Raw genomic sequence first — 17,979 nt, forward strand, 5'->3', positions numbered from 1 at the left:
TTTAATAAAACTTAAATTAGCTCTATATATTCCTAGAAATTCAAAGAATCAGTTGGCATTAGACTTGCGATATATAACTTCATGAATTTGAAAAATACCCAAAATCACATCGTTAGCATGATGTACGCCCTATTTCTTTGTCTAATTCTTGGACAGCAGTCTAGTTACTGTGCGGTCACAAATACCTCTACAGAGGATGATGTCTATGCATCTCAACTAGATAAGGAACGATATGAATTTAAGGTACTTGTTGACGAAACAGGGAGCAACTTCGGAATTGACTTGAGTGATCAAGACCTTGATGAGCTAGCGGAAAGTGTAGGTAATTTTAAAATCTCAACTCTAAGCTTCTCTAAGAATCGCTTTAATCGAGATGGTGCCGTCGAGTGGTACCATAATATAAGAAACGTTAGTAAAGTATTTTACAACGTTATCACTGATCATAAACGTTATAACGAGCATACTGCTGTTAGGGCCTCGATCAACATGGCCCATCAAGTAGTCTCTTGGTGGATTTCTCGTACAAATTATACCTTAGTTCACGAGGTGGCCCATGCACAAGCTGTAAAAGAATTCGGTGGAAGTGAGATTCAATTATGGGTTGGCGATGAAGCATATCATAGCGTTGGTGCTTTCTATCTGGCATTTATGTCAACCTATAATCGCGGTGCTGTAAGCTACTCTATTGATGGGGCAACACCTAATCAGGAAGCAGTAATATCAGCGGCAGGAATTAATTCCCAGATAAGCTTGGCCGAAGATATTGCAGAAGAAAGTATCATCAATCGAAGATTTGATCAAAGTGATGCTCTTCACTATATTTTAAACAAAGTTATCTCTACTATTTACTATCAGTATGACCCAAACTCAAATATGAGCGACTTGGCCCACTATGCCCATGCCCTTCATCAACAAGGCCTAATTGAAGAAGATGAAATCAACTCAACAAAGGAATTCATTTCCAATATCTCATTCTTGGCCACTCTCCTTTCCGGTAGAACTTGGGAAGCTGTAAATGCCTTTAGTGATGAGATTATGCTGAATAAGCATTACACTGATACTTATACCTTTGAAACACCTCTTGGGGAGATCACTTGGCCAGAATTTGCTGCATTCTTAAATGAGAAAGGAGTTAGCGGAAAAATCTCAGCTAGTTTACTAACACAATCTCGAATGACTTATCACTTCTCTTTTGAGACATCTCTTTTAGGAGAATCGGCCAACGAAGTGGGTCTGGGCTTTACATATAAAGCTAACGACTGGCAAACATCTGTCAAAACATATTTTAATGATCAAGATGGCCGAGGTATCTCAATTAAGTCAAAGTATGATGTTGGTAGAGCGAACGGTTTCTCTTTCTTTGCTGAAGCAAAAGCAGACAATGGAACACTCAATCAACGTAGACACCAGTATAGCCTTACGGGACAAGAGAGTAATGAATTTGAGACGAGCTTTAGTATAGGTGTTGAGTATCGATTCTAAGTACTATAGAAATTTACAACACGCCCTTCCTGTTTACGACTAGTATGGGACTCTATCTTTTTTAGGCCAGAGAGATTATCGAGTGCATTTAGCATGATCTCATCCCAACCAGAAATAAAGAGTAAGTAGAATTTTGATCCAGAATCAATTAGCTCTTTAAAATGAGAAACTAACCTTGGAACATTCTCAGTGCCGACGGAATCATAAAGGTAGTAAACATCATGGCCTGCAAAGGCTTCAGGGTTTTCTAAGAAGTCGCATGTTTGAAATTTAACGTGATCTAATTGGAAATGTTCAGAGACAGAGTTTGTAAATTGAACTCTCTCATCGACTAATTCAAGTCCTAGATAATTCAATTTCTTATTCATCATAAGGGCCATATACAAGAGAGCACGGCCGGTGCCTGATCCAAGATCACATACGCTGTTAATATCATCTCTTGAATTGATGAAATTAATAAGAAGATCAAGGTCGTCATAACAAGCTGTGTAGACATGGTAATTTTCACCAAAGATCACATTATCATCATCACCATTACACTCATTCCCATCTTCATATTCTTCTGGATATAGGTGTTCAATATCAATAATACGTAGGAGTCGGTCATAGATTAAGTCACGAAAACTAGGATCAAACTCTCCACGAGAAATGATCGTCTTCACAGACTTAAAAATTTCGGCCATTAGCGGGTAATCAATACCATCGAAGTATCGCTCTGTAAGAACAAGCGAGTCTCGTTTATTGATCTTGCAAATTTTATTTAAAAACTTACTTTGTTTATCGATTGGTTCAGCTAGAACCTTTTTCCATTTTTTATCAGATTTTTGAAAGAACATGATTTCAACGTAGCACTTATTTCTAAATGAGGTAACTAAAAATATTGGATAATGTAATGCTTTCTAATTTAATTCGGGATAGCGTTCCGTCATTAATTTCATAAGCTTTTCAAAGTCGACGGGTTTCTCAAAGTAGTCAAGAGCACCTAATTCTGATGCCTTTTTCTGGTAGGCAGTGCTTGAGTAACCAGAAATCATAATTGTATCGATATTGGGAAATCTTTCATTGACTTGCTTTAAGAGTTCAAATCCATCGAGACCTGGCATGTTAATATCCGACAGGATCAGGATAACATCATGGCCATTTTCGCTTTCAAGAATTTTTAGTGCTTCAGCACCAGAAGTTGAAAATGAAAGGAGCATCTTATTTGCTCTAACCCAATCTTCAAAGATATGCTCAAAAATGAATAGGATATCCTCTTCGTCATCAACGAGTAAGACATGAACCCTTATCATGAACTCTCCCTAGGAAAACGAATCTTGAAAATTGTAAACTCTCCTTCTTTTGATTCGACAAAGATTTCACCATTATTTTTTTCTACAATTGATTTGATAATCGACATCCCAAGGCCAGAGCCTTCTCGGCCTGATTTAGTCGTAAAGAATGGTTCGAAAATATTATTTAATATACTTTCGGCAATCCCTACCCCATTATCCTTAACTTCAATTAGAATATCTTGATCTTTTTCATATGTATGAACTGAGAGAATTGCCTGCCCTTGTGAACGACTAAATTTCTTATGAAGAGCGTAAATAGAATTCTCATAGAGGTTAATAAAGACAGATTGGATATCGTTAGTAAAAACATGAAGGTCCTCACTCGTATTTAGAGAGTGCTCAAACTTAATTTCAACCCCATCATTGTGTAAACTTAGAGCATGTTGGGCATACTTATACGACTCTTCAACTAGCATCTTTAATGAATATCTCTTTTTACCGTTTACTCGGGTATCTAACATAATTTCGAGGATATTCTTTATCCTCAAGCTATGAGTTGTGATAATATCGAGGGCCTTTTTGAGATCTTTTAGCCTCTTATTATCACCTTCTATCAGACGTGTATTAATGGAGCTAGCAACCTTACCAGCATTTAAAATAAGATTAAGTGGATTTCTTATTTCATGGGCAATCCCTGTTGTCAGACGGCCAAGGGCCGCAAGTTTTTCTTGTTCAAGAAGTGTCTCATGGGTCTTCTTAATCATCTCCTCTTTTTCTTTCACCTCCTTAGCAATTATCTCATTGAGATCATCAATTCGTTGATTAGCACTAATCATGGCCAATTCAACTCCTATTCGACTTGCAAAAAGGTCAACGGTAGCTTCCACAAAACTAGGATCTTTAATAGGGTTAGTACTTAAAAATACAATTAACCCAAGAAAGTCTCCAGAGGGAAGAAGTATTGGAGCTCCAATATAAGCATCAACATCCATATCCTGTAGCATTAGGTCTTCTGGAAATTCTAAGCATACATTATTAGCGTGCATACAAACGCGCTTACCGGTGATAACATCATGACAGGGAGTACCTTCTAGATCATATTCAAGATTATCAATAAATCGGCCATTAGATATCGCAAAATCTGTAACGATCACACTAGATTTACCTTCCTTTGGTCTTCCTACTAGAATGAAGTCGATATCTAAATATGTAGCGATATTCTTTAACAGTTCTTTAATATAATCTTCACCACTAACGTGTTGATTTATATTAAAAATCTCTTTTATGATTTTGAATTTATCTTGATACTCACCTTGGCCTTGCATATTGCCTCACTTAATTAATGATATTTCATTATAAGAGAAATATGTAAGACATGTGTTTAAGAAATCTAAAGAAAAGTTTGTCCTAAAAACTAGCGTCGGCGACGTCCACGATAACGCTTCTTAGACTTAGGTTTTGTAACGGGGTAGTCGTGATGAAAGGGATGATCTAGTACCTGAGTAATTTTCGTTCCAATTAGCTTTTGTATATTTCTAAGAAATGGTAGGTCTTTTTCGCTACATAGGGATATAGCGGCTCCCTCTCTATTGGCCCTTGCTGTTCGTCCAATTCGGTGAACGTAATAAGTGGCATCTTCTGGCATATTATAATTTATAACCATGTCCACATTATCAATATCAATTCCACGAGAGGCAATATCTGTTGCAACGAGGACGCGTATCTCACCATTTGTGAAGTCTTCAATGGCCTTATTCCTTTGCCCCTGTGTTAGGTTACTATGAATTTCTCCGACACTAATGTCGCTACGATTAAGTAATTCGACAAGTTCAGCTACAGCGTACTTGGCCTTACAAAAAATAAGAATACGAGACTGTGATTTATCTTCGAGTAAACTTAAGAGCAAATAGTTCTTATTTTCGGCCAATGTAAAATAAACAGATTGCTTAATCTTATCAACAGTTGATGACTCTGGAGTAATCTCGACTTTTATTGGATCTATTAGTATTGCATGCGCGAGGGACTCGATTTGTTTTGGCATGGTTGCCGACAGTAGAATTGTTTGACGAGAGATCGGAATCTTTTTTGCAATGTCATTAACTCCTTCATAAAACCCCATATCAAGCATCATATCGGCTTCATCTAAAACAAAGAACTCCGTCTGCGAAACATTAATGGCACCATCATTCATAAGATCAATGAAGCGGCCAGGGGTGGCAATAACAATGTCCACACCTGTACGCATGGAAACTATTTGTGGATCTTTACTGACTCCTCCAATAATTAAGGCAGCTCTTAAGCACGTCCCCTTTGCAAATGAGATGATGCTATCATTTATTTGGGTAGCAAGCTCTCTAGTGGGAGCAAGTATAATGGCACGACAATGGTTAGGAGCAACCTCTATCTTATTCTTAATAAACTTTTCAATAATAGGTAGAGAAAAGGCAGCAGTTTTCCCGGTACCAGTTTGCGCGATACCAAGAAGATCAGCCCCCTCTAGTAATGGTGGTATCGACTTTTCTTGAATTGGTGTAGCTTCAATGTAGCCAAGACCAGTTAGGGCCTCAAGTGTTGAGCGAGATAAATTTAGAGTCTTGAAACAAGTCATTTACTTTGAAATTGCACGACTATTTGAAGACGGCGAAACCTCAACTTCATCAACAACATGCCCGTTCTCATAGAAGTACCTAAGAACACCTGTTTCTTTTGTTGAAGGCCTAAAGACACGGCCATCACTTGTCGTACATGCAGACTCAGTAGCATTAGGTTCACAAAAGACCTCATGCTTGATTGATGTTGTCATATTACCAAATTCTTTTTGAATTTCCTTACATTGAGAATTCTTAGTTGGGACAAGCTTTCCGGCCTTATAATTAAAATCACATTTATTTGAAAAATTCACGCCTTTAAGAGATTGCGTAACTGATTGAACGTTTCCTTCTTTATTATATTTAAATTTCGTTGTAACTTTTCCAGCATTCTCTTCTAGTAGATAATCTCCACTCTTCCAATTTGCAATTCTAAATGAATACTCAGGGTGAACCTTCCCTGAGTCGGCCACACAACTAAATGTAGTAGTCTTATTCTTCCCATTCACTTCCGTTAGTTTATAAAGGTAACCATCCGGACACTTTTGAGAGTACTTGTAGTGGTCAACTTCGTTTCGAGCAAATATGGAAGTAGCTAAGAATAAAAGAACGCTTATTTTTTTCATAAGTCATGTATCGGTTCAGTTTTTAAAATACTTTAGCAAAACACTCAGGCAAGTGTATAAAGGACTAATATTATTAAGAAATTATATTTTATGTAACAATTTAGACCTCCTCTACGAAGACCTAACAAACTTAACAAGAGGAAGTAAAATGAAACAAATATTATTCTTATCAATATTTATTATCACGTCCTGTACGAGTACTAGTCCAGTATCAGATCTCTTTGGTACTAGCCTAAATTCTATCAAGTACTTTGGGAAACAAAAGCCTAAGGAAGAAGTCATTACACTGGGACAAAAGTTATTCTACGACACGAGATTAAGTAGAGATGGAACCGTAAGTTGTTCCAGATGTCACCTACCACAACTTCACTTCTCAGATGGCCTGAAAAAGTCGAAGGGTACTAAAGATCGTTCAGCACCTCGTAATGCTCAAACCCTCATCAATACAGCAGGACAGATTTCACAGCATTGGGATGGAAATCGAAAAGATGTCGAAGAGCAGGCAATTAAGTCATTCTTTATCAAAGTACCTTTTAACCTTGATAATGAAGAGCACCTAAAAGAGAAACTCGTTAGCAATAATTATGCACAGGACTTCTCTAAGGCATTTGCTATAAATATCAAAAAGGAAGATGCTAAGAAGCTTGCCCAACTAAGTGCCCAAGCAATTGGTGCCTTTGAGCGCACACTTGTAGGTCCCTCTCGTTTTGATGATTATCTTGATGGCGATGTACAGCGCCTAACAACAAAAGAAGCAAGAGGCCTGAAGAAGTTTGTGGAATACGGCTGTATTGGTTGTCATAGTGGCCAATTAATTGGTGGTGAAATGTATCAAAAATTTGGTGTTGTCGAAGACCCTTACCAATACACAAAATCTATTAAAAGAGATCTTGGACGCTATAATTTCACAAAGAATGAAGATGATAAAGAATACTTCAAGGTTCCACCTCTTCGTAATGTGACAAAAACGGCTCCTTACTTTCATGATGGAAGTGTGGCCAGCTTAGATCAAGCGATCTATATCATGGGAAAGGTTCAGCTTGGGATAGAAATTGAAAAACAAGATCGTGAGGACATCATGGCCTTTCTTTCAACGCTAGAAACAAAAGAAGAAGTTATGAGAGAGCTAACAAAAATACCTAGCTTACCTTAGATTAAGCTCTCCAATTTGGATTTAACTTACTTGTTAGGATATGGTCTTGCCACTTACCTGCTATCATTAAGTAGTTTTTGGCAATTCCATGTTCTTCAAAGCCAAGGGCCTTTAATACATTTCCACTACGTAAATTCTGTGGAATATAATTGGCCTCCACACGGTGAAAATTAAGTTCATTAAATAGATAATCAAGACCAGCAGAGAGGGCCTCTCTCATATAACCGTATCCTTGAAACTTTTCACCTAATTTGTAGCCAACACGACAATTCTGAAAAGGTCCCCTTTCAAGAGTTGTAAAATTAACCATACCGATGAGGTGGTTGCTATCCTTTAAGAATAGATTAAAACGAACAGAAGTCTCATTTTCAAACTCCTCTTTTGCGGCCTTGCCCTTATTCGCCCAATAATCTAATGTGTAGAAGTCATCAGGCTTCTTAGGATCCCAAGGGGCCAAGTGCTCTTCATTTTCTCTATAGAATTCGAGTGTCGCAACTTCATCCCCAGCTTTAGGGATGGCCAAAATAAGACGTTGAGTTTCAATTTTCATGAACAAAATATATTAAAAAGTAAAAGTTATGACAATGATGAGCTAAACTTTCTTAAGCCTTGTTTTTACTAATCTTACTTTGAGAAAATTCTTATTAATCATTAACCTAAGTAAATGACGGAATTATATAAAGAATTTCAAGATCGTTTTATCGCTCAAAACACAGGTTTTTCGAAGGAAGTTATCGATGCCTACTATAGCGTTCCACGCCATATGTTCGTCCCTTACCTCAGAGACTATCCAGATAAGTGGATCACCATAACAGATGAAAATCTTGAAGAATATCTTTCCATACTTTATGCTGATCATCCCCTTGCTATCTTTGGAGATGAACAGGTCATATCTACGATTTCACAGCCTTCGTTTGTCTTAACGATACTCGACTTTCTAGAGCTCAAGCCAGGGCACAAAGTTTTTGAACTTGGCTCAGGTAGTGGATGGAATGCGGCCTTAATGGGCCATATTATCGGAAAGGATGGCCGAGTTATCAGTATTGAAATTATTCCCGAACTCGTAGACAGGGCCAACGCCTGCTTAGACAGACTTCATATAAAGAATGTGAAGATTATGCAAGGTGATGCCACAGAGGGATATATCAAGGATGCACCTTATGACAGGGCAATCTTTACAGCAGGTGCTTATGATCTTCCTGCCGTTTTTCATAAGCAACTTGGTGATGGAGCCGTTCTAATCTTTGTCCTCAAGGGCGATCTAAATTCTGATATTTTATATGTGTTGAAAAAAAATGATGAAGAAGGCTGCTTTATCTCAACTAAGGCCGTGGCCTGTAGCTTTGTTCCTGTGACGACGACAACAAAGCATAAGGTCTCTGAATTTAATCATCCAATGGCACTAACTAATACATTAAGAATTTATCCGAATAATAAGGAGATTGATATTTCCTGTCGCCATATGATGAAACAGAATGAATCAACATTTGTATGGTTGTGAGATAATGACCTTCGTTCCATTTCCAAGTTCAGAAACAAAGCGAACATGTAGCCCGAGCTCACGACAAACTTTACGAATGATGAATAGGCCAAGTCCTCTTCCCTTCTCACCATGTGTTCCAACCGTACTCTTAAAGATCTTATCTTCATTTCGATTGATTTCATTCACTAAACTTGCCTCAATCCCAACACCGTGATCTTTACAAGAAAGGTAGAATTCAATACCAGTTACTTCTAGCTTAAATTTAACTTCTGAGTTTTCAGGAGAAAATTTAATCGCATTTTGAAGGATATTTCCTAAGACACTATCTTTTAGTGCTTCTTTATTTGTCCTTATCGAAAATTGCGCATCAACATTTGAATCGAGAACTAATTTGATATTCTTCTCTGATGCCTGATCCTGATATTCAAAAATCAGCTCTTCCAGCATTTCCTTAATCGAAACATCAGACATATTAAATGAGTTTGAATTGTCATCGACAACATTTCTCGTATTTTCAATGATTGCCTTTACTGACTTATAATAGATATCCAATTTCTGATTGGCCTTTTCTACTTCTCCGCGAGAGATAAGCCTTTTCACATGCTCAACAATAAGCATCTTATTTGCAATATCATGGCTAATAATGCGATTGGCAAGTAAGACTTCTTTATGGGCCTCACGAATCTTTTTTTCGGCCATCTCTAGCTCAAGATTTGCTCTTTCCAATTCGTTATTATGCTGAAGGTTTTCAATAATAAGATTCTTATAATATTTATCGAGTTTAAATAGTCTTAAAATAAATATCTGAATAGTAGCAAAAATAGACGGTGCGCTTGAATACTCATCAACGTGGTATATCAAGACATTCTCATTTTGAGTAATCTCCACATCCCAAGACATGGACTCAGAAACCATTCTTGGTAGGGCCAAGAAGACAATACGATACATATCAACAAAGACTGGAAAAATATCTTCAGGTCGATCAAAGGTAAGCTTAATATCAAAAGAAGTTTTCCCTGTTTCAACCAGCTCTATCTTCACTGCATCTGTATAGAACGTTTTAAATGAATACTTTAAAATGAAGTCACCTACAAAACGAAAGCTAATCATTCTTGAAAGAATATCAAGGACTCGTTTAACGTACTTATTTGTTAGGCCGTGCTTGGTCATTCCTTCATAGAACTTATCGTATTTGTCATTAAGGGACTCCGTAATGAGGCGGTAATCATTCCATGTCATATACTTTTTTTCATCACTAATAAGAGAATAGTCATAACCTAGGCTTTCAAAGAAAGACCTTGGGTCATCATTATTTTCAACGATGTAATTAATGTATGCATGGACTGCTTTATTACTAATATTCAAATTTTCCTCAATATAGAGAACGATATTACCCCATAAGACTTATTTAATCTAGAGGACATAGAGAAACTTATCTCAAGGAATCCTTAATACTCAACACTTACATAGCAATGTAAGATTTAGAAGAATTTAACCAAAATTAAATCTATGAATTTGTTTTGCTGATAATATGTATTTAGTGTTAGTTCTTGTTTGAGAATGACCACTCTGCGTACAGCACATCGTTGCGTGTGCGGCATAACAAAAAAGCCCTTTTCACTGATTAGGGCTTTTTTATTTCTTATCTCTTAGTTTACAGCTTAAACCAATTATCCTTGCAGCTTACTAGATGATCATTTCTTAGTAAGCAACTTGTGAATCTCTCTTCACCATATGCGCCGACATAGAAATCAACTTCTGTGTACTCGCCATTTTCTTTTACTTGATCAAGAACAACGTAACCTTCAAAGCGTAGAGCATTTTCTAGAATATCAATTAGCTGCTTGTCTGAAGCAGCAAACGAGAATGATGACGATAAAAATAGTACAGATAATAAAAGTGATTTCATAAATGCTCCCCTAATTTGTTATGAGTCCTATTGCTACGTCGAAAACAATACTTTGGCCATGGCCTTGTACAACTTATCCATTAGCTTATTCCAATAGATTCAATCGATAGATAGAAAATACCCTTAGTGAACATTGATCACCCCTAGTGCTACAATAATAAATTCAACAACATACAATCAAAAAAGGATATTGATGTTAAAAAAAGTATCAGCATTCACATTTCTACTCTTAATACTCACTTCACTGCTTACCTCGTGTGAGCCTGGTGGGGATGATGGACCCAAGGCCAATGGTGGTAATTATGGCTGGGGTGCAAGTGGCCTTAGTATTGAGAAAGTTAAAAGTAAAATGAATATGGTTCCAGCTATTTCAGCAAAGCCGAGCTCGACTGATGGTGGAATATATATTTCTAGAACACAACACTATGAAGAACCTGCATGTCATGGAAGGCCAGCTTTCTGGTCAGATCATTTTGAGATCGCAGCAGATAGCGATAGTGTTCCACGAAGTATTCTACAAAAGATTGTAGCAATGGCGGAAGTTAACCTTGAGATGTTTGCTGGCCATCTCAACTTAAATAACACAGATCTAATTACTGTTGCCTATGGTGGAAGGATTGGTATTTGTGTCTTAAATAGAACGTCTTCCCATGGATCAGGTCATGGATCGGCACTTGTCGTTAGTGCCTATAATAGTAACGCTGATAACGGATTTAGCTATGAGTACACTCTCCATAAGCATGAACTTATGCATATTTTAGACTCTCAATTTAATCATAATGAACATGGCTTTAATGTTACACCAGGTTGGTGGGTAGAAGGTTTAGCAGAGTTGTCATCAGGTGCTCCAATTCTGAGTGCTAAACAGTGGGCAAGCTATCACAGTAAGTATGCACCATCTCGCAATATTGTGGCCGACGGCCAGGCCGAGTCAGGAAGTTACAATGCCTACCCTTTATATACGACAATCGTGGCCTACCTCCAGTCACAAGGTTTAGGGACAAGTGGCTTTAAACTATTTATGCAAACAGATCGTTGGCATGGCCTTGATACAATCGATACAGCACCATGTCCTTCTGATCGATTCTTTACTGGTGCCTGTGTTGCTCCTGCCAATGTGATGAATAATTTTGAATATCAATTCAATGATATCTTAAATAGCTCAACCTCCCCCCTCTCGAGCTATGGTGAATTTGAAACAAGTTATTACAACCTTGTTTTAAATTGGCTACAGAATAGATAACACTCACTAGGCCCTTATTTAAGGGCCTTTTTATTTCATGACATGCTGTTTAGCTTACCTTAAAATTTGATCATGAAGTTGGCCCTATTTGATTTTGATGGAACAATAACCTTCAAAGATACATTCACTGAATTTATCTATTACTCAGTAAGTAAAAAGAAGTTACGACTTGGAAAGTTTCTACTTTCTCCATTTGTTATTGCCTACAAATTAAAACTTCTATCAGGGCCTACAATGCGCGCCCTCATCGTCAAGTATGCCTATTCAAGACAACATGCTTCTAAACTTGAAGAGCAGGGCCTTAGATTTTCTAAGTCATTTCTTCCAAAAGTCATTAGAACGAACGCCCAAGAAGAAATTGAGCGACATCGAAAGCTTGGCAGTAAGATTGTCATCGTTTCGGCATCTTTAGATCTCTACCTTGCTCCATGGTGTGAGGAAAATGGGTTTGAACTTATCTGCTCATCTCTAGAAACGAGAGCAGGCATCTGCACAGGAAGCTACCACAACGGTGATTGTACTGGTCATATGAAGGCCAAGAGAGTCAAAGAGAAGTATGACCTCTCAAGCTTTGATAAGATCTATGCCTATGGTGACACAATTGAAGATCAGCAGCTTCTGGAGCTGGCCGATGAGGCCTATATGTGTTGGGAAAAAGTTTAAGATTCTAGGTCAATAATTAATACATAGCTTTATTTATAGACTGTACTTTCCTTGGTTTTATCAACTATATTAAACAAAATAAATTACACCTAGGAATCATTATGATCAGAAAAGAATTTATCATCTTTGTACTAATCTCTTTAACTTTTGCGGCCAATGCCTCAGAAAATGAGCTATGTAAGAAAATTGGTAAGAAGTATCCTCAAGATGCTTCACTTTGTAAGAAGGTCATAAAAAATGGTGGCCCACTAGATGCCAACGTTATTCCTGTTTGTTCTGAAATTGCAAATTTCTCAATTTTCTATGCAATGACTTGTGTACGAAAAGCTGTAGGAAAAAGCTTTCCAAAGAATGCTGCTCAAAACTGCATTGATATTGCTAAAAAAGTAAAAGAGAATTCAGTGAATGCGGTTGCCTGCGTTGAGGTTTCTGTAAATAACGAATTTGATGATAATATCTTAGCAACTTGTGATGAGGTGGCCAAGTACTCGACGTTCAATGGTTATCAATGCCTAAGTTATGCCGCAAACTCTCTCTTTAGTAAGCCTGCTGCTAAGTTTTGTACAGCAATGGCAAAAGCAACAAAAGATTTTGCGACTTATACTTTTAACTGTCTCGAATTAACGGCAGATAAGAATATCAGTGAAGATGAATTGGCCCCGTGTTACGAAGAATTATTAAAAGACGAAGAATTTGGCCCATATAAAGCAAAGGAATGTCTTTTACAGTTTTAGTAAATTGATTGCTCAGAATATGTTGTGAAAAGCTCTAGTGCTTCAATTCCCGCTAAAGAGTTTCCTGTATCATCTAAGCAAGGTGACCAAGTTGAAATAGACATTTCATTTGGGATCACACCAACGATACCACCACCAACTCCTGACTTTGCCGGGATCCCAACTCGGTAAGCAAAGTCCCCTACAGAGTTATAGAGTCCGCATGTCATCATAATGGCATTCATCCTCTTGTTCTGGCTCTTCGTTAATATCTTCTTTCCATTCCAAGGGTTTTGTCCATTTGAACTAAAGAGTCTAAAAGACCTCGCCAAGTCAACGCATGACATTTCGATGGAACAAATTGTTGTATAAACATCAATAACTTTTGAAACTTCATTATTGATATTGCCAAAACTTTTCATGAAGTATGTCAGGGCGTAGTTTCGATTGGCACACTCTAATTCAGAGGCCCTTACTGAATCATTAATAAAAATATTTTCGTTACCACTTAGCTCGCGAACAAATTTTAAAACCTCATTAACTGGATCATCATAGAGATCAATCAGTGTATCCACGACAACAATGGCACCGGCATTAATAAATGGATTGCGAGGAATTCCCCCTTCATTTTCAAGGAGCACAAGTGAATCGAAGCGGTTTCCAGAAGGTTCAAGGCCCACACGAGACCAAAGCTTTGAGTCGAGCTTCTGATAGGCCAGAACTAATGAAAAGACTTTAGAGATTGATTGAATTGAGAATGATTTTTGCGCATTACCGATAATATACTCATGCCCATCATTAGTACAAATGGACATACCAAATTGATTAGGCTCAACCTTACTCAGTTCAGGTATATAGTCAGCAACATTTCCTTTGCCAATAATTGGTAGGATTTCAGCGTAAATCCTTTCTAAAATCTGTGTATAATTCTCTTCCATGGGAATAATATAGCTTTAAACTTCTACTTTTTTAATTCTAATTTTGATTTTAATGAAACTCTTACCTACTACTTTTTGATGGCAGAGAAGTCTGGCATTTTATGATTCCACTTTTTATAGATTTTTTCGAGATCTTTAGACTTAAGAAGTGTGGCCATATTCTTATCAAAGATCTTAATAAGCTCTTGCGACTTCTTGGTGCGAGAGAATCTAACATAGAGGAATTTTGTAATTACTGGCTTTATCTCATAATCTTTAAGGTCTATTTTAAATTCCTTTAATTTAGGCTTAAGAGTATTATTAGAATCGATAAAGAATTTGATGCGATCCTTTTCTAGAAGTTTTAAGCCTTGATTAGTATCTTGAAGCTCTCTCCAATCTAATTTCGTTTTTATATATTCATGGTAATTGTAGCCACGAACCCAATAGACCTCTTTTCCCTTGAGACTCTCCACTCCCTGCCAGTCTTTTAAAGAATTCTTTTTATAGATCACCAGTGTGTATTCAACATCGATTGGATAATTTGGATAGATTGACTCTGGGTCACTATTATAAGCACCAAGCATCGCATCTTTGTGATTTTCATTCACATACTTAACGGCCCTTGGCCATGGAACAAAGGTATAATTAACTTTGATATTTGAAAGAGAGTAAGCTTTTTTTACCAGTTCAAAATAAAGCCCTGATCCGTCTTTATTCGTAAAACCATCCCATTTAGGAGTCGAGATTTCGATAGTCTTGATTTCACTTGCGAAGCTTGTATTCAGCAAAGCAACGTGAAAAAGAATAAGCGTGAAAAGGTGTTTTATTTTTAGCATAACAGCTAAAAGGCTATATTAACCAAATAGTATTGACAAGAAGGTACACGCCACCTTTTCGTGATATCAGTGTGTTAGACTAGCTTATAGGCCGGCCTGTTTTAAAAACTTTTCGATCTTCTTTAACTTTGCCTTATCTTCACTAATTCTATCTTTGATAATGGCCTTCTTCTTCTCAAGATTATTTTTGAAGTTTTCACAAGGCCTTCCCCTTTTAATAAAAGAGTCCATTCCTCGTTTAATCTCACTTAGAGTAAAACCCAATTCCTTTGCACTAGAGATAAAACGAATCTCTTGCAAATTCGCCTTGGTATAGATCTTATATCCATTAACATCTCTTTGCGGCGAAGATATTAATGAGATCTTTTCATAATATCGAATCGTATCTCTTGTTAAACCGCTAATATTCTCAAGTTCAGAAATATTCATATTTTCCCTTTACTGTGGAGTTACTCCATACCCTATTATAAATTCAAAGGAGCTAATATGTTAATAACTCAAGTACGAAATGCAACAATTTTAATTAGTTACAAAGAAAATCTAATTTTAGTCGACCCAATGCTTGCCAATAAAGGCATGCTACCGCGCCTACGCTTTATAGGCTCAAACGTACGAAACCCTACTGTTGAGCTTCCAGAAACATTTCATCAGCAAAAGGGACAGATCACACATGCCTTAATTACTCATTGTCAGAAGGGTCATTTTGATCACCTTGATAGTGCCGGTAGGAAATTTCTAAGAAGAAAGAATATCGCTACTTTTGCGACTCAAAAAGATGCAAAATACTTAGAGTCAAAAGGAATCAAGTCATGGCCTCTTGAGAAGGAAGATAAATTCTTTGATGGTTCAATTCGCCAAATTCCGGCCCAACACGTAAGAGGCTTTCTCTATCCTTTCCTTGAACACGGAGTTGGATATTTTATCAAATTACCAAATCAACCTTCACTCTACCTTATGGGAGATACTGTTCTTACACCGCGAATTATCGAGTTTATCAAAAAAGAACAACCAGACTATATCGTGGCACCAACAGGAATTGCCCAATTTGATATTGGCTCTCCACTACTTCTTCCTAAAAAAGACATAAAGAAATTAATCGAGATAAGCACAGGAACAATTATTGCCAACCACATGGATGCCCTTGATCATTGCCGATTATCACGAAGAGAATTAAAGGAATTACTAGGTAATGAAGCAAGTAAGAGATTTATCATTCCTGAAGATGGAGAGAGTATCAAACTAAATTAGGGGGCGCGATGCCCCCTACTTATTTATCAGTTCAATTACTTTTAAAGTTGCCTCTTTGGCCGAGGCAGGATTTTGTCCTGTAACCAATCTTTCATCGACGATAACATTTTCACTCCATGCCTTACCATAAATGTGTTTTCCACCTCTTTGAGCAAGCTTTTCTTCTAATAAGAAAGGAATGATATCAAGCTGCTCAATCAATGCCTCTTCTTCTCTTGTGAAAGCAGCGAACTTCTTCCCATCAATAAGATACTTTCCATTTGATAATTTGATATCTGAAAGCGCGGCCGTTCCATGACAAATTGCTGAGACAACTCCCCCCATTTCATAGAGCTCCTTTGAGATGCGATTTACTTCTTTATTATTGGCGAAGTCCCACATTGCTCCTGACCCACCACTATAAATGACGGCGGCATAATCTTTTGGATTAATCTTTGCTAGTGGAATCGTGCGAATAACCTTGGCCATAAGAGTCGCATCTTTTAAGAAGCGATCATTATAACTATCCTTTTCGGCAAAACTATTCATATCAATCGGTGCACTTCCACCTTGTGGACTGGCGATATCAACTTTAATACCGGCCTTAATTAATTCGTAATAAGGGTGTGTTAATTCCGGTAGCCAAAAACCAGTCTTCTTGCCAGTGTTTCCTAATTTATCATGGCTTGTGACAACAATTAGGACCTTTTGATTTGTTTTGGCCTGAGTATTAGTCCCTAGACCTAGAGTAAGTAGTAAAGCTGAAATTTTAAATAACATACGCATATTTTCTCCTTCATCGTTTGTTGATTATGGAGTTAATATAGCGTGGGTATTTTTTGATTTCCTTTACATAGGTTGAAAAGTTGATTTTTTTTAAGAACGAATATCCTTAACTTCCCATAATTCACCTTTCTGGCGCATTTCTTCGTTACGTGCAGGATGCTCAGGGTAGTAGATCTTGTCATTCTTAGGCTCACACTCCCCTGCACAGAGATAGTAGATGAAGTCGTTAGATTTATTGATAAGAGTGTGGGCAACACCTGAGCCGGCCTTAAAATCAATGCCAGTAAATGGTTTAACAACAGATTCCTGGCCATCTAAGTAGACATGAGGCTCACCTTCAAGAACAAAGACAAATTCCTCTTCCACAGAGTGGGCATGAGGCCATGACGTCCTCTTCCCCACAGGAATTCTTTCAAGCCAAATTGCGATATTCTTCATCCCAAATTTTCGGCTTAAGCAAACACCATTTGAGAACGTTTCAGTATCTCCTGGATAAGAAAAGCTATCATTCGTTAGGTTATCAAATCCATTATAGACCTCAATAGAGTCATCTCTTAAGCTCTCATCAAATAGGCCAGGTAATCCATCATGTCCCCCTAGAATTTGCTTGGGCATGTCGTCCCACCACTTATCCCCGCACTCTACTTTCAGGCTTGGATCTAAGTGAAAGTGGTATTGGTTATCGGACCTAGTTCGATCCCCCGAAACAAATAGCTCACAAGGAGAATCATAATTATTGATAAAGCAGTGACCAACACCTGTCCCTGCAGGAAAGCCGATGCAGTCACCTTTGCTCATTTTTTTTATCTTTCCATTTAACCAAAGATCAATTTCGCCAGAGATCACATAGACAAATTCTTCTTCTAAGCTTTCAGCATGAGGCTCAGATGTTCGATACCCCGGTGGAATTTTAAAGTAATGTGCCGCGACTCTTTTTAATCCAAAGTGCTTTGACATATTTGCATTTGTTCCACCAACCTTTAAATCTTCATTAAAGTGATCATCATTGATCTCTCTAATATCAACAAAGTGGCCTATATCTTTTAAATTTATTTCCAAATTTAATTCCTAGTTAA

20 protein-coding genes are annotated in these 17,979 nt (G+C 37.4%); 7 read left to right on the forward strand and 13 right to left on the reverse strand.

Translation table 11 applies throughout. The features are described 5' to 3' along the window. Window positions 1-81: 81 nt before the first annotated feature. Window positions 82-1,482, forward strand: a complete 1,401-nt coding sequence (locus tag ABMA72_RS04960; RefSeq protein ID WP_392856658.1) for a hypothetical protein — start codon at window positions 82-84, stop codon at window positions 1,480-1,482. Here ABMA72_RS04960 and ABMA72_RS04965 read toward each other — a convergent pair. From ABMA72_RS04965 to ABMA72_RS04985, 5 genes are all read right to left on the reverse strand, one after another. Further along, entirely contained in the window at window positions 1,479-2,318 is an 840-nt protein-coding gene (locus tag ABMA72_RS04965) for a methyltransferase domain-containing protein (RefSeq protein ID WP_392856660.1), read from the reverse strand. The two genes, ABMA72_RS04960 and ABMA72_RS04965, sit on opposite strands and share 4 nt — an antisense overlap. A 63-nt stretch (window positions 2,319-2,381) precedes the next feature. Further along, window positions 2,382-2,774: a response regulator transcription factor gene (locus ABMA72_RS04970; RefSeq protein ID WP_392856662.1), complete on the reverse strand. Its 393-nt coding sequence runs from the start codon at window positions 2,772-2,774 to the stop codon at window positions 2,382-2,384. Continuing rightward, window positions 2,771-4,081 carry an ATP-binding protein gene (locus ABMA72_RS04975; protein ID WP_392856664.1) on the reverse strand — a complete coding sequence of 437 codons (1,311 nt, stop codon included), beginning with the start codon at window positions 4,079-4,081 and terminating at the stop codon, window positions 2,771-2,773. The genes ABMA72_RS04970 and ABMA72_RS04975 overlap by 4 nt, the downstream gene beginning before the upstream one ends. Window positions 4,082-4,170: 89 nt before the next feature. Beyond that, window positions 4,171-5,364, reverse strand: a complete 1,194-nt coding sequence (locus tag ABMA72_RS04980; protein ID WP_393056312.1) for a DEAD/DEAH box helicase — start codon at window positions 5,362-5,364, stop codon at window positions 4,171-4,173. Then, a complete protein-coding gene (locus ABMA72_RS04985) occupies window positions 5,365-5,970 on the reverse strand; it encodes a hypothetical protein (protein WP_392856669.1) in 606 nt (201 codons plus the stop codon). A 148-nt stretch (window positions 5,971-6,118) separates the two neighbouring features. Here ABMA72_RS04985 and ABMA72_RS04990 point away from each other — a divergent pair, with 148 nt between their 5' ends. Next, a complete protein-coding gene (locus ABMA72_RS04990) occupies window positions 6,119-7,123 on the forward strand; it encodes a cytochrome-c peroxidase (RefSeq protein ID WP_393056314.1) in 1,005 nt (334 codons plus the stop codon). A 1-nt stretch (window position 7,124) separates the two neighbouring features. Here the strand turns inward: ABMA72_RS04990 and ABMA72_RS04995 are convergent, their stop codons facing one another. Then, window positions 7,125-7,673: a GNAT family N-acetyltransferase gene (locus ABMA72_RS04995; RefSeq protein ID WP_392856671.1), complete on the reverse strand. Its 549-nt coding sequence runs from the start codon at window positions 7,671-7,673 to the stop codon at window positions 7,125-7,127. Window positions 7,674-7,787: 114 nt separating this feature from the next. Between ABMA72_RS04995 and ABMA72_RS05000 the strand changes: the two genes are divergently transcribed. After that, complete coding sequence (locus ABMA72_RS05000) at window positions 7,788-8,624, forward strand: protein-L-isoaspartate O-methyltransferase (RefSeq protein WP_393056316.1); 837 nt, start codon at window positions 7,788-7,790, stop codon at window positions 8,622-8,624. Here the strand turns inward: ABMA72_RS05000 and ABMA72_RS05005 are convergent. Both ABMA72_RS05005 and ABMA72_RS05010 read right to left on the reverse strand, forming a co-directional pair. Then, window positions 8,604-9,971, reverse strand: a complete 1,368-nt coding sequence (locus tag ABMA72_RS05005) for an ATP-binding protein (RefSeq protein ID WP_393056318.1) — start codon at window positions 9,969-9,971, stop codon at window positions 8,604-8,606. The genes ABMA72_RS05000 and ABMA72_RS05005 overlap by 21 nt on opposite strands. A gap of 289 nt (window positions 9,972-10,260) precedes the next feature. After that, entirely contained in the window at window positions 10,261-10,515 is a 255-nt protein-coding gene (locus ABMA72_RS05010) for a hypothetical protein (RefSeq protein ID WP_393056320.1), read from the reverse strand. 193 nt (window positions 10,516-10,708) lie between these two features. Between ABMA72_RS05010 and ABMA72_RS05015 the strand changes: the two genes are divergently transcribed. The 3 genes from ABMA72_RS05015 (at window position 10,709) to ABMA72_RS05025 (ending at window position 13,155) form a co-directional block, all read left to right on the forward strand. Further along, window positions 10,709-11,758, forward strand: a complete 1,050-nt coding sequence (locus tag ABMA72_RS05015) for a hypothetical protein (protein ID WP_393056321.1) — start codon at window positions 10,709-10,711, stop codon at window positions 11,756-11,758. Window positions 11,759-11,830: 72 nt separating this feature from the next. After that, window positions 11,831-12,421: an HAD family hydrolase gene (locus tag ABMA72_RS05020; protein WP_393056323.1), complete on the forward strand. Its 591-nt coding sequence runs from the start codon at window positions 11,831-11,833 to the stop codon at window positions 12,419-12,421. A gap of 101 nt (window positions 12,422-12,522) precedes the next feature. Next, window positions 12,523-13,155, forward strand: coding sequence for a hypothetical protein (locus ABMA72_RS05025; RefSeq protein ID WP_393056325.1), 633 nt, complete (start codon window positions 12,523-12,525; stop codon window positions 13,153-13,155). Here ABMA72_RS05025 and ABMA72_RS05030 read toward each other — a convergent pair. The 3 genes from ABMA72_RS05030 to ABMA72_RS05040 all read right to left on the reverse strand — a co-directional run bounded on the left by ABMA72_RS05030 (window position 13,152) and on the right by ABMA72_RS05040 (window position 15,319). Beyond that, window positions 13,152-14,072 (reverse strand): glutaminase, encoded by a 921-nt coding sequence (locus ABMA72_RS05030; protein ID WP_392911607.1) that lies wholly within the window; start codon window positions 14,070-14,072, stop codon window positions 13,152-13,154. The genes ABMA72_RS05025 and ABMA72_RS05030 overlap by 4 nt on opposite strands. A 68-nt stretch (window positions 14,073-14,140) precedes the next feature. Then, a complete protein-coding gene (locus tag ABMA72_RS05035; protein WP_393056327.1) occupies window positions 14,141-14,890 on the reverse strand; it encodes a substrate-binding periplasmic protein in 750 nt (249 codons plus the stop codon). An 84-nt stretch (window positions 14,891-14,974) separates the two neighbouring features. Next, window positions 14,975-15,319: a MerR family transcriptional regulator gene (locus ABMA72_RS05040; protein ID WP_392856688.1), complete on the reverse strand. Its 345-nt coding sequence runs from the start codon at window positions 15,317-15,319 to the stop codon at window positions 14,975-14,977. A gap of 57 nt (window positions 15,320-15,376) precedes the next feature. On the opposite strand from ABMA72_RS05040, the gene ABMA72_RS05045 reads away from it, so the two are divergent. Further along, complete coding sequence (locus tag ABMA72_RS05045) at window positions 15,377-16,138, forward strand: MBL fold metallo-hydrolase (RefSeq protein WP_392856689.1); 762 nt, start codon at window positions 15,377-15,379, stop codon at window positions 16,136-16,138. A 15-nt stretch (window positions 16,139-16,153) separates the two neighbouring features. On the opposite strand, the gene ABMA72_RS05050 is transcribed toward ABMA72_RS05045, so the two are convergent. Both ABMA72_RS05050 and ABMA72_RS05055 read right to left on the reverse strand, forming a co-directional pair. Continuing rightward, window positions 16,154-16,903 carry a type 1 glutamine amidotransferase domain-containing protein gene (locus tag ABMA72_RS05050; RefSeq protein WP_392856690.1) on the reverse strand — a complete coding sequence of 250 codons (750 nt, stop codon included), beginning with the start codon at window positions 16,901-16,903 and terminating at the stop codon, window positions 16,154-16,156. A gap of 90 nt (window positions 16,904-16,993) precedes the next feature. Continuing rightward, the gene (locus ABMA72_RS05055) at window positions 16,994-17,962 is read right to left on the reverse strand and encodes a cupin domain-containing protein (RefSeq protein WP_393056329.1); all 969 of its coding nucleotides are present in this window, start codon (window positions 17,960-17,962) and stop codon (window positions 16,994-16,996) included. Between the last annotated feature and the right edge of the window lie 17 nt (window positions 17,963-17,979).

The organism is Halobacteriovorax sp. CON-3, from assembly GCF_043196995.1.
In the GTDB taxonomy this organism is placed as follows: Bacteria; Bdellovibrionota; Bacteriovoracia; order Bacteriovoracales; family Bacteriovoracaceae; genus Halobacteriovorax_A.